This is a genomic window from Burkholderia sp. Tr-20355, from assembly GCF_017104685.1.
In the GTDB taxonomy this organism is placed as follows: Bacteria; Pseudomonadota; Gammaproteobacteria; order Burkholderiales; family Burkholderiaceae; genus Burkholderia; species Burkholderia seminalis.
In genome coordinates, this window is sequence record NZ_JAAGPK010000206.1 from 1 (window position 1) to 12069 (window position 12069).

Annotated in this window: 14 protein-coding genes; 9 read left to right on the plus strand and 5 right to left on the minus strand. The window is 68.8% G+C overall.

Features of this window, described 5'->3' with window-relative positions; genetic code table 11:
* Both G3N62_RS31165 and G3N62_RS31170 read left to right on the plus strand, forming a co-directional pair.
* Positions 1-424, plus strand: a 424-nt coding sequence (locus G3N62_RS31165) for an ATP-binding cassette domain-containing protein (protein ID WP_206141404.1), incomplete at its 5' end; no start/stop codon positions are given.
* A complete protein-coding gene (locus G3N62_RS31170; RefSeq protein ID WP_124670843.1) occupies positions 421-1185 on the plus strand; it encodes an ABC transporter ATP-binding protein in 765 nt (254 codons plus the stop codon). The genes G3N62_RS31165 and G3N62_RS31170, both read left to right, overlap by 4 nt.
* Before the next feature lie 16 nt (positions 1186-1201).
* Here G3N62_RS31170 and G3N62_RS31175 read toward each other — a convergent pair whose 3' ends face one another.
* Positions 1202-1921, minus strand: a complete 720-nt coding sequence (locus G3N62_RS31175) for a DinB family protein (RefSeq protein WP_226103877.1) — start codon at positions 1919-1921, stop codon at positions 1202-1204.
* Here G3N62_RS31175 and G3N62_RS31180 point away from each other — a divergent pair.
* Entirely contained in the window at positions 1833-2477 is a 645-nt protein-coding gene (locus tag G3N62_RS31180; protein WP_124670844.1) for a TetR/AcrR family transcriptional regulator, read from the plus strand. The genes G3N62_RS31175 and G3N62_RS31180 overlap by 89 nt on opposite strands.
* A gap of 84 nt (positions 2478-2561) precedes the next feature.
* Positions 2562-3008 (plus strand): hypothetical protein, encoded by a 447-nt coding sequence (locus G3N62_RS31185; protein WP_034188333.1) that lies wholly within the window; start codon positions 2562-2564, stop codon positions 3006-3008.
* A gap of 37 nt (positions 3009-3045) precedes the next feature.
* Here G3N62_RS31185 and G3N62_RS31190 read toward each other — a convergent pair whose 3' ends face one another.
* On the minus strand, positions 3046-4467 hold the full coding sequence (locus G3N62_RS31190) for a sensor histidine kinase (protein WP_124608076.1): 1422 nt from the start codon (positions 4465-4467) through the stop codon (positions 3046-3048).
* Complete coding sequence (locus G3N62_RS31195; RefSeq protein ID WP_034188331.1) at positions 4454-5119, minus strand: response regulator transcription factor; 666 nt, start codon at positions 5117-5119, stop codon at positions 4454-4456. Before G3N62_RS31195 ends, G3N62_RS31190 begins: the two co-directional genes overlap by 14 nt.
* Before the next feature lie 236 nt (positions 5120-5355).
* Between G3N62_RS31195 and G3N62_RS31200 the strand changes: the two genes are divergently transcribed.
* The 3 genes from G3N62_RS31200 (at position 5356) to G3N62_RS31210 (ending at position 8055) form a co-directional block, all read left to right on the plus strand.
* Entirely contained in the window at positions 5356-6372 is a 1017-nt protein-coding gene (locus G3N62_RS31200; protein WP_124670845.1) for an ABC transporter substrate-binding protein, read from the plus strand.
* Between the two features lie 97 nt (positions 6373-6469).
* Positions 6470-7780 carry an MFS transporter gene (locus G3N62_RS31205; RefSeq protein WP_049035680.1) on the plus strand — a complete coding sequence of 437 codons (1311 nt, stop codon included), beginning with the start codon at positions 6470-6472 and terminating at the stop codon, positions 7778-7780.
* Positions 7777-8055, plus strand: coding sequence for a type II toxin-antitoxin system RelE/ParE family toxin (locus G3N62_RS31210; RefSeq protein ID WP_124670878.1), 279 nt, complete (start codon positions 7777-7779; stop codon positions 8053-8055). The genes G3N62_RS31205 and G3N62_RS31210 overlap by 4 nt, the downstream gene beginning before the upstream one ends.
* 37 nt (positions 8056-8092) lie before the next feature.
* Here G3N62_RS31210 and G3N62_RS31215 read toward each other — a convergent pair whose 3' ends face one another.
* Together G3N62_RS31215 and G3N62_RS31220 are read right to left on the minus strand one after the other, a co-directional pair.
* Positions 8093-9886, minus strand: a complete 1794-nt coding sequence (locus G3N62_RS31215) for a sensor histidine kinase (RefSeq protein WP_124670846.1) — start codon at positions 9884-9886, stop codon at positions 8093-8095.
* Positions 9883-10536: a response regulator transcription factor gene (locus tag G3N62_RS31220; protein WP_049031728.1), complete on the minus strand. Its 654-nt coding sequence runs from the start codon at positions 10534-10536 to the stop codon at positions 9883-9885. The genes G3N62_RS31215 and G3N62_RS31220 overlap by 4 nt, the downstream gene beginning before the upstream one ends.
* 322 nt (positions 10537-10858) lie before the next feature.
* Between G3N62_RS31220 and G3N62_RS31225 the strand changes: the two genes are divergently transcribed.
* Both G3N62_RS31225 and G3N62_RS31230 read left to right on the plus strand, forming a co-directional pair.
* Positions 10859-11311, plus strand: a complete 453-nt coding sequence (locus G3N62_RS31225; protein WP_059559643.1) for a hypothetical protein — start codon at positions 10859-10861, stop codon at positions 11309-11311.
* A 102-nt stretch (positions 11312-11413) separates the two neighbouring features.
* Positions 11414-12069, plus strand: a 656-nt coding sequence (locus G3N62_RS31230; protein ID WP_206141405.1) for a VTT domain-containing protein, incomplete at its 3' end; no start/stop codon positions are given.

Below are 12069 nucleotides of genomic sequence, written 5' to 3' on the forward strand. Positions count from 1 at the left end.
TGACGAGGCGCGCGCGATCGTCGCCGGGTTCGGCGAACGGCTCACGCCGCGCATCGATCATCCGGCGCACAGCCTGTCGTACGCGAACCGGCGGCGCGTCGAGATCGGCCGCGCGCTCGCGCTGCATCCGCGCCTGCTGCTGCTCGACGAACCGACGGCCGGCATGAACGAGACGGAGACGGCCGAGATGCTGCAGCTGATCCAGTCGCTGAAGGCGCGCGGGCTGACGATCCTGCTGATCGAGCACAAGCTCGAACTCGTGATGCGCGTGTCCGACCGCGTGATGGTGCTCGACAACGGCGTGAAGATCGCCGAGGGCGCGCCGCGCGACGTGCGGCACGATCCGCGCGTGATCGAAGCCTATCTCGGCCGCCGCCATGCGGGCGGCGCACCGGCCGATCGCACCGCCCAGGCGGCCGCATGACCCTGCCTTCTTCCGGACCCGATACGACGATGACCGACGCGTTGCTGAAACTCGAACACCTCGACACGTTCTACGGGCCGGTGCAGGTGCATTTCGACGTGAACTTCGAAGTCGGCCGCGGGCAGATCGTCAGCCTGCTCGGCGGCAACGCGAGCGGCAAGTCGACGACGATGAAACTGATCCTCGGCCTGATGCGGCCGCGGCGCGGCGTCGTGCGTTTCGACGGCGGCGACGTGACGGCGCTCGCGACGCCGCAGCGCGTGCGGCGCGGGATCGCGGCCGTGCCCGAGGCACGGCGGCTGTTCGGCGACATGAGCGTGCGCGAGAACCTGCTGATGGGCGCGTACACACGCGGCGATCGCGCGGCCGTGACCGACGACTACGAACGCGTGCTCGACCTGTTTCCGCGCGTGCGCGAACGCTTGACGCAGCGCGCCGGCACGCTGTCCGGCGGCGAGCAGCAGATGCTCGCGATGGCGCGTGCGCTGATGGCGCGGCCGAAGCTGATCTGCATGGACGAGCCGACGATGGGGCTGTCGCCGCTCTACGTCGACAAGGTGCTCGAACTGATCGACGCGATCAACCGGCAGGGCGTGACGGTGTTCATGGTCGAGCAGAACGCGAGCCTCGCGCTGGAGATCGCGCATTACGGGTACGTGCTGCAGACGGGGCGCGTCGTGCTCGAAGGACCGGCGAAGGCGCTGCTCGACGACGAGCGCGTGCGCGATGCGTATCTGGGCGGCGACGCGGTGGCGGCGTAGCGGGCCTGGCGTCAGCCTATCGCACTGCGGGTGCCGGATTCGCCGCTTCGGTTTTTCCCTGAAGCCTGCGCGCGGGTTCCGTCCGGTGCAGGTGAACGGCGTAGGTGTCCCACGGCAGTTCGATGGCTCGCCCCGAGCGTGCCGCCGCCTGGCTCATCAGGCGTCCGGCTTCGCCGCGATGATAGCCGCCGTGCGTGACGACATGGGTCAGCATCTCTTCGCGAGTCATGTATCCGCTGTCGCCGTCGGTGAACGTGAACGGAATCGATTCGGACAGCATTCCGGGCGTGGCGGCGTCGGCATAGTCGAGATACCAGCGATCGAGCGACGCGAAGGCCGCACGCAGTGCGTCGGGCTCCGGCGTGTCGGGTGTGTTGTCGGACACGAAGCCATGGCGCTCGCCGGTCAGATGCGCGGCGAAGATCCGGTTGACGACGAGGCAATGGTTCATCAGCCGCAGCGCGAGATGGCGCGCTTCGGCGTGTTGCCCCGCATCGAGCCCGGCGATGGCCGCCAGCATGTCGTCATTCGCCCATGCCTGGTAGCGCAGCATGCGGGACAGGAGTGCGTTCGCGCTCATGGTCGTTTCCTCGTGGGTTTCACCTAATATGTGAGCTTCGGCACCATTATTTTCGGTCGGAGTCCGCATGTCCACTCGCGTTTCCAATACCGCCGCCGCGATGCGGAAAGCCCCGCGCCAGGCGCGTTCGCGTGCGACCGTGGACGTGATCGTCACGGCCGGGGCTCGCGTTCTCGATACGCACGGGTGGGCCGGATTCACGACCAACGAAGTCGCGGAGGTTGCCGGCGTCAGTATCGGTTCCGTGTACCAGTACTTCCCGAACAAGCTCGCCTTGGTCGATGCGATCCGGCGCCGGCATTTCGACGACGTGCTGGCCGTGCTGCAACGCACGCATGACCGTCGGGCAAGCGCCGGGCGTCTCGTCGAAGGCTTGATCGGCGACCTGATCGCCGCGCACCGCGATCACCCGTCGCTGCACCGGGCGCTGCTCGATCTGCCCGATCCGGGGGGCGCGAAGGACGCGTACGACGCGTTCCAGAAGGCATACTTGCGCCGCTATGCGCTGATCGTTGCCGCCTGTCGCGGGCGTGGGCCCGTCAAGGCCGATGCCATGACGGCGCAGGTGCTGTCTTCCGCGCTCGAAGGCATCGTGCACAATGCGGCCCGGCGCGGGCTGCTGGACGATCCGAAACTGAAGCGCGAACTCGTCAGGCTGGCGCGCGGCTACCTGGAGGATCCGCGCGATCGCGCGGCAAAGGCGCATACGTGAGCCGCGGCGAAAATCATGACGGACACCGAAACTCAGGTAGATTGATGCTTTCCTGATCTCGAACGCCACGGGGGCTACCGCGCCATGTTGACTTATTCGATTCAGAAGGTCGGCTACGATTACAAGCAACTGGATCCGCAGGGCGCGACGGATTACGCGTCGTTCACGCATGCCTTCGACGCGTTCCCGTGGGCGGCGCAGCATGCCGAGTGGGACGAGACGCAGGAAGGCCCGTTGCCGGCGCTCGTGCTGCAGCATGCCGGCGATCAGAGGGCGTTGTGGGTGACCGCGTTGAGCGACGCGCGTTCAGGCGGTTTCCAGCTGAATGTCGTCTCCATGCGGATGAAGAAAGGGCTCTTCGGGATCGGGAAGGGGACGCTGGAGCAGCACGTCGACACGATCGACGTCGATACGCGTGCGGATGTCGATACGCTGTGCCGGTTGTTCTGCGATCGCCAGTACGACGAGCTGGATCGACGGGTAGCGCGGCATGCGGAGCGCAACCGGTTCGACGACGACAACGACGACTGAGCGTCTGCCGCGCGCGGGACGGCACTGATCCGACGGCTTATGCTTCTTCCGCGCCGGTTCCGGCTGCCCGCGGAAACGTCAGCACCACCGCGAACCCGCCCGCATCGGGAAACGCGAACCCCACGCGCCCGCCGTGCGCCTTCATCACTTCCTGCACGATCGCGAGCCCGAGCCCTGACCCCGTGCGCCGCTCGCTGCCGTCCGGCGCGATCCGCACGAACGGTTGCAGCGCCGCATCCCAGTGCTCGCGCGGTATCCCGCGGCCGTTATCGGTCACGGTCAGCGTGACCGCGCCGTCAACGTTGCCCATCGTCGCGACCGATACGACGATGTCGTCCGCGTGACCGTGCAGCAGCGCATTGTGCAGCACGTTCGACAGCGCTTCCTGCAGGCTGATCGCGTCGCCGTCGATCCGCGCCAGCGGCGCGTCGCTCGCGAACGCAACGGCGACATCGCGTTCGCCCGCGAGCGGAATCGTGCGGCCGAGCACTTCCTTCGCGAGCGCGACGAGGTCGACGGGTTGCAGCGGCACGGCTTCGGTGCGATGAATCACCATCGCATGATTGAGCAACTGGCCGGTGAGCCGGCCGACGTCCGAGGAGGTCGCGCGCAGCGCATCGAGCCGCGCCGCGCGGCGCGCGGGATCGGATTCGCCGTCGAGCAGCTCGATCTGCGCGTCGAGCCGCGCCAGCGGCGTGCGCATTTGATGCGCGGCGTCGGCGATGAAGCGCTGCATCGCGTTGATCCGTTCGGCGAGACGGTGCATCAACCCGTTGATCGAGCCGATGATCGCGTCGATCTCGCTCGGCGTGTCGACGGCCACCGGCCGCAGGTCGGCCGGGTCGCGCGCGGCGATGATCGTGCCGATCTGCGCGAGCGGGCGCAGGCCGCGCCGGATCGCGAGGCCGCTCGCGCCGATCGCGAGCACGCTCATCAGCAGGATCAGCGTCCATACCTTGATGCTCATGTCGTTCGTCAGCTGCTGGCGCGCGTTGGTTGTCTGCGCAACGGTCACGAGCGCCCAGCCCGGCGTGTTTTCCTCGGGCATGTAGCGCGCGATCGTCGCGGTGCGGATGCGGTGCCCCTGGTAGACGGCATTCGCGAACGCGGGGCCCTGTTTCGCGGCCGCGAGCGTCGCGGGGCTCGCGAGATCGTTATAGCCGGCCACGACGACGCCGCGCGAATCGACGACCTTGTAGTAGACGAGGTCGTAGCGCGACAGCGTCGACAGCGCGCCCACCGGCGGATTCAGCGCGAGCACGCCGCCCTGCACGTAGAGGTTTTCCGCGACCTGGATCGATGCGCCCGCCAGCAACTGGTCGTATGCCCGCTCGGCCGCGACGCCCGCGTAATAGCGCGCGATCGCCGCGAGCGCGAGCGCGCCGGTCGCGACGACGAGCGCGATGAACAGCAGCGTGCGCCCGAACAGCGTCTTCGGGAACCAGTCAGTGCGCCGCAATCTGATACCCCATCCCGCGCGCGGTGCGGATCTCGACCGAGCTGCCCTGCAGCTTCTTGCGCACACGCGTCACGTACTGCTCGACCGCGTTCGTGGTCGGCTCGTTGCCGAAGCTGAACAGCTGGTTCAGCAGTTCGTCCTTCGAGAAGATGCGCTGCGGGCGGCTCGCGAGGATTTCGAGCAGCGCGAACTCCTGCCGCGACAGCGACAGCGGCTGGCCGTCGAGTTCGGCGAGGCGGCTGCTGCGGTCGATCACGAGGCCGCCGAGCGTCAGCACGTCGTTCGCGTGGCCGCTGTTGCGGCGCAGGAGCGCCTGCACGCGTGCGTCGAGCTCGCGGTAGTCGAACGGCTTCACGAGGTAGTCGTCGGCGCCGAGGCCGAGGCCGCTCACGCGGTCGTCGATCGCCGAGCGCGCGGTGACGAGCAGCACGGGCGTCGTGCTGCCCGACGCGCGCAGGTGGCGCAATACCGTGAAGCCGTCCATGCCGGGCAGGTTCGCGTCGAGCACGACGAGGTCGAAACGCTCGACGCGCAACAGCCCGTGCGCGGTCGCGCCGTCGGTTTCGAGATCGACCGCGTGGCCGAGCCGCGCCAGGCGGTTGCGGATCGCCGCGCCGATTTCGGCATCGTCCTCCACGACGAGAATGCGCATGGTGCCGTTTTGCAGGTAAGTGGATAGGGTTTTCCCGGGGCCGGGATGTCAGCATTTTCTCAGACTCGGTCGATAACCTGTGTCGAGCCGGAAGCAGCAGGCAAGGACGGCATTAATACCAGAAATATTCAAGGAGACGGCAACATGCAGCATGTCACGGGCGCGACGAACGCGCGACGCGGCGCGACGGCGGCCTTCGCGCGGCCGTGTGCCGCCCGTCGCGGGGCGGCGTGCGCATGACGATGTCGCCACGCCGCCGCGCATTGATCGCCGCCGGACTCGGCGTGCTCGCCGCACCGTCGCTCGTGCGGGCGAAACCGCGCACGGTGCGGATCTCCAAGGGCTATGGCGTGCTGTACCTGCCGCTGCTCGTGATGGAGAAGCAGCGGCTGTTCGAGCGGCACGCGGCACGCCATGGCGTGCGCGACGTCGCGGTCGACTGGGTGCTGCTCGACGGCGGCAATTCCGTCAACGACGCGATGATGGCCGGCACGCTCGATTTCGCGGGCGCCGGTGCGCCGGGTTTCATCGAACTGTGGGCGCGGGCGCGCGGCATTCCGAACGTCGAGGTGATCGGCATCAGCGGGCTGTCGACCACGTCGCTGTCGCTGAACGCGAACCGCCCGGGCCTGGCGTCGCTGCGCGACTTCACGCCGTCCGACCGGATCGCGGTGCCGGGCATCCGCACGTCGCTGTCGGCTGTCGTGCTGCAGATGGTCGCGAGCCGGCAACTCGGCCCGCGGCATTTCGCGCAGCTCGATTCGATCACCGTGAACCTGCCGCATCCGCAGGCGATGCAGGCGCTGATCCGCCGCGAGAACGGCGTCACCGCGCACTTCACGTCGCCGCCGTTCTCGACGCTCGAGTTGCGGCAGCCGGGTATTCATCGCGTCGTGAGTTCGGTCGACGTGCTCGGCCCGCTGACGCTCGACGTCGTGTTCGCGCCGAAGCGGCTCGTCGATGCGGAACCCGCGCTCTCCGTCGCGTTTCTCGGCGCGCTCGACGAAGCGAACCGCCTGATCGCGCAGGACCCGCGCGCGGCGGCCGCGCTGTATGCGGCGTCGTCGGGTGTCGGCGTGTCGCACGACGACGTGATGCGCATGCTGGCCGCGCCCGACACGCGCTTCTCGGTGCTGCCGAACCAGCTGATGGACTACGTCGAATTCCTGTACCTGGCCGGCACGATCAAGGCGAAGCCGCGCGCGTGGCACGAGATGTTCGCGCCGATGCTCGACGATTACCGGTCGGGCTGATCGCCCCCCGTTCAACGAGACATCCGGTGCCCGCGCGACGCCTGCGCGCGGGCATCGGTTCAACCGATACGCAACCGATTCACGCAAGGAGCATGAAGTGACCGCTACCGACACCCTGGACCCCGCGTCCGCCGAAGAACAGCGCATCATGTCGAAGGTGGCGCGGCGCCTGCTGCCCATCCTCGTCGTGATGTTCCTGATCGCGTTCATCGACCGGCAGAACGTCGGTTTCGCGAAACTGCAGATGGTGCACAGCCTCGGGATGACGGAGGCCGCGTTCGGGCTCGCGTCGTCGCTGTTCTTCATCGGCTACCTGCTGTTCGAGGTGCCGAGCACGCTCGCGCTGCATCGCTACGGCGCGCGCGTGTGGCTCGCGCGGATCATGCTGACGTGGGGCCTCATCACGGTGCTGATGGGCTTCACGACGTCGATGCCCGCGTTCTGCTCGCTGCGCTTCCTGCTCGGCATCGCCGAGGCCGGCTTCTACCCGGGCGTGATCTATTACCTGACGCTGTGGTTCCCGCAGAGCTACCGCGCGAAGGTGCTCGGCATCTTCACGCTCGGCAGCGCGCTCGCGAACATGCTCGGCTCGCTGGTCGGCGGCGTGCTGCTGAGCCTGAACGGCGTGTGGGGCCTCGCGGGCTGGCAATGGGTGTTCGTGGCGACGGGCATTCCGGCCGTGGTCGTCGCGATCGTCGTGTTCCGCGTGCTGCCGGCGTCGTTCCGCGAAGCGCCGTTCCTCGACGAGCGCGAGAAGCAGATCGTCGCGGCCGCGCTGGAGCGCGAGAAGCCGGCGCAGGCCGAGCACGGCCAGCCGTGGAAGGCGCTGCTCGATCCGCGCGTGATGCTGTTCGCGGCTACCTACATGCTGATGTCGACGTCGCTGTACGGCGTCACGTACTGGCTGCCGACGCTCGTGAAATCGTTCGGCGTGTCGAGCAGCACGAACGGCTTCCTGAGCATGCTGCCGTGGGCGCTCGCGGTGCTGCTGCTGCTGTGGCTGCCGGCGAAGCTGCGTCGCGCGAAGAGCATCCTGCGCACGATCGCGATCGTCGCGGCGCTCGGCGCGCTCGGCTTCCTGCTGAGCCTCGTGCTGCCGTCGACGCCGCTGCGCTTCGTGGCGCTCGTGCTGGGCGGCGCGTGCATCCCGCTGCTGTATCCGTGCTTCTGGTCGATGCCGCCGCGTTATTTCACCGGCGCGCGGGCGGCGGCGAGCGTCGCGGCGATCAACTCGATCGGCAACCTCGGCGGTTTCTTCAGCCAGAACCTGATGCCGTTCGCGGGCAAGGTGACGGGCACCGCGTTCGGGCCGATGATCGTGCCGATCGTGTGCCTCGCGCTGCTCGGCATCGGCGCGCTGGTCGCATGGACGCGATCGGAGCGGGGGATGGTGGCGGCGCGGGTGTGACCGGCGGGCGGATTGCGGTTCCAGATACGTTTCGAACCCTGCTCGAACGTGATGTGGATGCGGCGGCGCGCGCCGCGGACGCGATCGGGCAAGGTGTTGCCGTGCTGCGCCTGTTTCCGTTCACATGCCGCAAGATCGAGAATGGAAATCCGTTTTTGCGCGAGCTGATCGTGTCCTTCGGCGCGTCGGGTCATGTCCTGCTGTTCGAGATTGAAGTGGCCGAACAAGTTACGATTCTCGCGGTGCGACATCAACGGGAAGAGGATTACCACTGACGCGTGATCGATGCGGCGGCCGGCATCGCCGCCTCGGTCAGCGATCGGGCCGAGAACCCCCATTCCCGCCATGCGCGACCGCGACGGGCGCGTGCGTCAGCGGAATCTCGACGTCGACCGTCGTGCCTTCGCCGAGCGTCGTCGCGATCCGCAGCGTGCCGCCGACCAGATACGCGCGCTCGCGCAATCCCACCAGCCCGAACGAACCCGACTTGCGCGGCACGCCGGGATCGAATCCCGCGCCGTCGTCGCGAATCGTCAGCGCGAGCGTATCGCCGCCGTGCACGAGTTCGACGTCCGCATGCGACGCGGCCGCATGCCGCGCGACGTTCGCGAGCGCTTCCTGCGCGATGCGGAACACGGCCGTCGCGTACGGCTCGTCGAGTTGCAGCTCGGGCGGCTCGACGCGCAGCGAGCACGCAATCCCGTGACGGTGCCGGAAATCTTCCACGAGCCATTGCATCGCCGCGGCGAAACCGAGGTCATCCAGCATCAGCGGGCGCAGGTCCGACGCGATGCGCCGCGTCGCGGCCACCGCGCCGCGCGCGAGCGCATGCATCGCCGCGATCTTGCGCGCGAGCAACGCGTCGTCCTGCGGCACGCGGTCGATCAGCCATTCGAGATCGTTCTTCAGCGTCGCGAGCGTCTGCGCGAGTTCGTCGTGCAGCTCGCGCGCGATGCGGCGCTGCTCGGCTTCGCGCGCGCTGGCGCTGATCGCGGCGATCTCGCGCAGTTCCTCGCGTGACGTCTGCAGCGCCCGCTCCGCGCGCACGCGCTCCTCGACTTCGCGCCGCAGGTCGCGGTTCGACGCGCTCAGTTGCGCGGTGCGCGCGGCGACGCGCTGTTCGAGCCGTTCGTTCGCGTCGTTCAACTGCGCGCTCTTCTGCACGACGAGCAGATGCTGGTAGCGCGCGCCGGCCAGCGCGCGCACGGTCTGCGCATGCAGCCGGCCGTTCTCGAACAGCATCGCGAACAGCACGACGCCGGACGCGACGAGGCCGTACGCGCGCCCCGCGTAGAAGCCGAGATCGTAGCGCCCGTGATTGAGCATCGACGACAGCGCGATATCGAACAGCCACGCGACGAGTACCGTCATCACCCACAGGTCGAGCACGGAGTGGCGGCGCCGCTGCTGCCACATCAGCATCAGCGCGACCAGGTTCAGCCCCCAGACGATCGTGATCGCGTTCGTCATCGTCGCGGCCATCCGGTTGCCGTTCATGATGCGCGGCAGCAGGTCGTGGCCGGCGGTCGCGAGCAGCGCGAGCGCGACCGTCGCGGCGGCCGCCGACGCGAGGCAGAACCCCACCGGAATCGCCGCCCGGCGCTGCGGGCTCGCGATCGGGCGGGCGCGCGGCGTCGCGCGCAGCAGCGCATACGCGGAAACGGCCAGCGGAAACCCGCCGTGCCAGAACAGGTACAGCCACGCGGTGGTCTGGTCGCCGCCGCCGAGCAGGCCGTGCGGTGCGAACAGCCCGGGGAAGCTCAGCATGTGCGTGCCGGCCATGAAGCCCGTGAACAGGTAGCCGCCCGCGAGCACGAGCAGCGGTTTCTGGCGCAGGATCGCGTACTGGCCGAGCAGCAGGCCGGCCGTCACCATGTCGTTGACGACGATCGCCGACTGGTACACGGGAATGAACGCCGAGCCCGGCGCGAGCGGCATGCCCGCGAACGGCGCGAGCGCGGCGAAGATCACGGCCGACACGAGCACGGTCGCGAGCGCGAAGCGCCGTTCGCGCCGGCCCGGCGGCAGCGACGACATGAACAGGCGCGACGTGTCCGGATCGTCGTCTTCCGGCGGCGCGGGCGGGAGCCGGGACGCGGCCGTCATGCGTCGTCGGCGCCGGCGCCAGGATCGAGATCGTGGCGTACCGCGTAGCGGACCAGCGCCGCGTCGTGCGGCAACTCCATTTTCTCGAGGATCCGGGTCTTGTACGTGCTGACCGTCTTCGTGCTCAGCCCGAGCTCGGACGCGATCTGCGTGACGGTCTGGCCGGCGACGATGCGGCGCATCACGTCGAGCTCGCGGGCGGACAGCCGCTCGTGCGGCAACGTCCGGGCCGGCGCGCGCAGCGTGCGCGCGAGGCTTTCGGCCGCGGACGGGCTCACGTAGACGCCGCCGGCCGCGACCTTGCCGACGGCCTCGACGAGTTCGGCGGTCGCGCTGTCCTTCGTCAGGTAGCCGGTGGCGCCGGCCTTGAACGCGCGCGCGGCGTACTGCGCCTCGGCATGCATCGTCAGCACGAGCGTGCGCAGCGACGGCGCGTGACTCTTGACCATCCGGATTAGCTCGATGCCGGTCGGCGCGGGCATCGACAGGTCGAGCAGCAGCACGTCGGCGGCCGCGTGTTCGGCCAGCGCGAGCGTGGCCGAGCCGTCGCTTGCCTCGCCGACGATCTCGAAACCGCCGGCCATTTCCAGGATGTAACGCAGTCCGTCCCGCATGACTGCGTGATCGTCAGCCAGAATTACCCTGATCATCTAGCGGCCCTCTTCGGGATGACGCCGCGAACTGCATGTCTGGTTATCGACGCGGCCGTTCTTCTGACCAATATATTCCGCCGAATTCGAAAACGGTACTCATTCGGGAAATTTTCGAGATGGCTGATCGACGAATGTGTACTGAAGCGAAATAATCGACCGGAAAGGGCACGACGTGTCGTGCGCGGCGGTCAGGGTATTCCCGGGTGACTGCCGTACCCGGGCCGGACCGGCGACGCGCTGCCCGGACCGCGCGTCGAGCCGCCGCGATTCGGGACTAAACTGGTGCCCGATGCCAATCCACCTACAGGGGAGCCCCGCGATGATCGATCTTGCCGATATCCTGCCGTCCGCATTGCCCGCCGCGGTCGCATGGGCCGAAGCGGAAGCGGCGCGCGGGATCGCGCAGGGGGCGCCGCTGACGCCGGCGCAGGCGGACGACGCACGCGCGGTGGGCGTTGCCCGGCCGGAACGGATCCGCGTGGTGACCGTCGATCGCATGCCGTTCCCCGAGACGCCGTCGCTGGCCGCGATCGCCCGCGACACGGGGCTGCTGTCGCCGGGGACGATCGGCCTGACGCTCGGCCATGCGGTGTACGTGCTGCGCGGGCAGGACACGCGCCGCCTGCTGACCCACGAATTCCGTCACGTGCATCAGTACGAGGCCGCCGGTTCGATCGGCGCATTTCTTGCGCGCTATCTGCAGGAAATCGCGACGGTCGGCTATCACGACGCGCCGCTCGAGGTCGATGCGCGGCAGCACGAGTTCGATTGACCGTTCACGCCGGCGCGAGCGCGCGCACCTCGCCATGACCGTTCACCCTGCCATCGCCGATCCGGTGTTCGACCGCCGGGCCGTTTCGCCGCGGGGCGTGCGATGAGCGACACGATCCACGCGTGGATCGGCGCGATCGGCGCGCATCCGCTGCTCGTGCTGGCAATCGTGTTCGTGGCGGCGTGCGCCGAGGCGATCGCGCTGATCGGCACGATCGTGCCGGCCGGCGCCGTGATGTTCGCGGCCGGTGCGCTGATCGGCGCGGGCGCGCTCGACGGCTGGACGACGATCGGCATCGCGGCCGCCGGCGCGGTGGTCGGCGACGGGATCAGCTACGAGCTCGGGCGGCACTACCGCGGGATGATCCGCAACGTGTGGGCGCGCCTCGGCTACGCGAACGCCTATGCGCGCGGCGAGGAGTTCGTCCTGCGTCACGGGATGAAGAGCATCGTGCTCGCGCGCTTCCTCGCGCCGGTGCGTGCGGTCGTGCCGGTCGTCGTCGGCTGCGCGACGCTGCCGCGGCGGTCGTTTTATCCGGTCAACGTCGTCTCGGCGCTCGTGTGGGCGCCCGTACACGTCGCACCGGGCATCGTGTTCGGCGCGTCGGCCGCGCTGGCCGCGGCGATCAGCGTGCGGGTCGCCGCGATCCTGCTGGTCGTCGCCGCGCTGGTCGTGCTCGTCTGGGTCGGCGTGCGCGTCGCGCTGCGGCGCGGCTGGCCGTTGCTGCACCGCGCGCTCGTCGCAGCCGTGCACGCTTG

Bases quoted from the DNA above. Each gene is read 5' to 3' on its own strand.
- G3N62_RS31170 (WP_124670843.1), top strand. From the start codon at position 421: ATGACCCTGCCTTCTTCCGGACCCGATACGACGATGACCGACGCGTTG.
- G3N62_RS31180 (WP_124670844.1), top strand. From the start codon at position 1,833: ATGTCCACTCGCGTTTCCAATACCGCCGCCGCGATGCGGAAAGCCCCG.
- G3N62_RS31185 (WP_034188333.1), top strand. From the start codon at position 2,562: ATGTTGACTTATTCGATTCAGAAGGTCGGCTACGATTACAAGCAACTG.
- G3N62_RS31195 (WP_034188331.1), bottom strand. From the start codon at position 5,119: ATGCGCATTCTCGTCGTGGAGGACGATGCCGAAATCGGCGCGGCGATC.
- G3N62_RS31200 (WP_124670845.1), top strand. From the start codon at position 5,356: ATGACGATGTCGCCACGCCGCCGCGCATTGATCGCCGCCGGACTCGGC.
- G3N62_RS31215 (WP_124670846.1), bottom strand. From the start codon at position 9,886: ATGACGGCCGCGTCCCGGCTCCCGCCCGCGCCGCCGGAAGACGACGAT.
- G3N62_RS31220 (WP_049031728.1), bottom strand. From the start codon at position 10,536: ATGATCAGGGTAATTCTGGCTGACGATCACGCAGTCATGCGGGACGGA.
- G3N62_RS31225 (WP_059559643.1), top strand. From the start codon at position 10,859: ATGATCGATCTTGCCGATATCCTGCCGTCCGCATTGCCCGCCGCGGTC.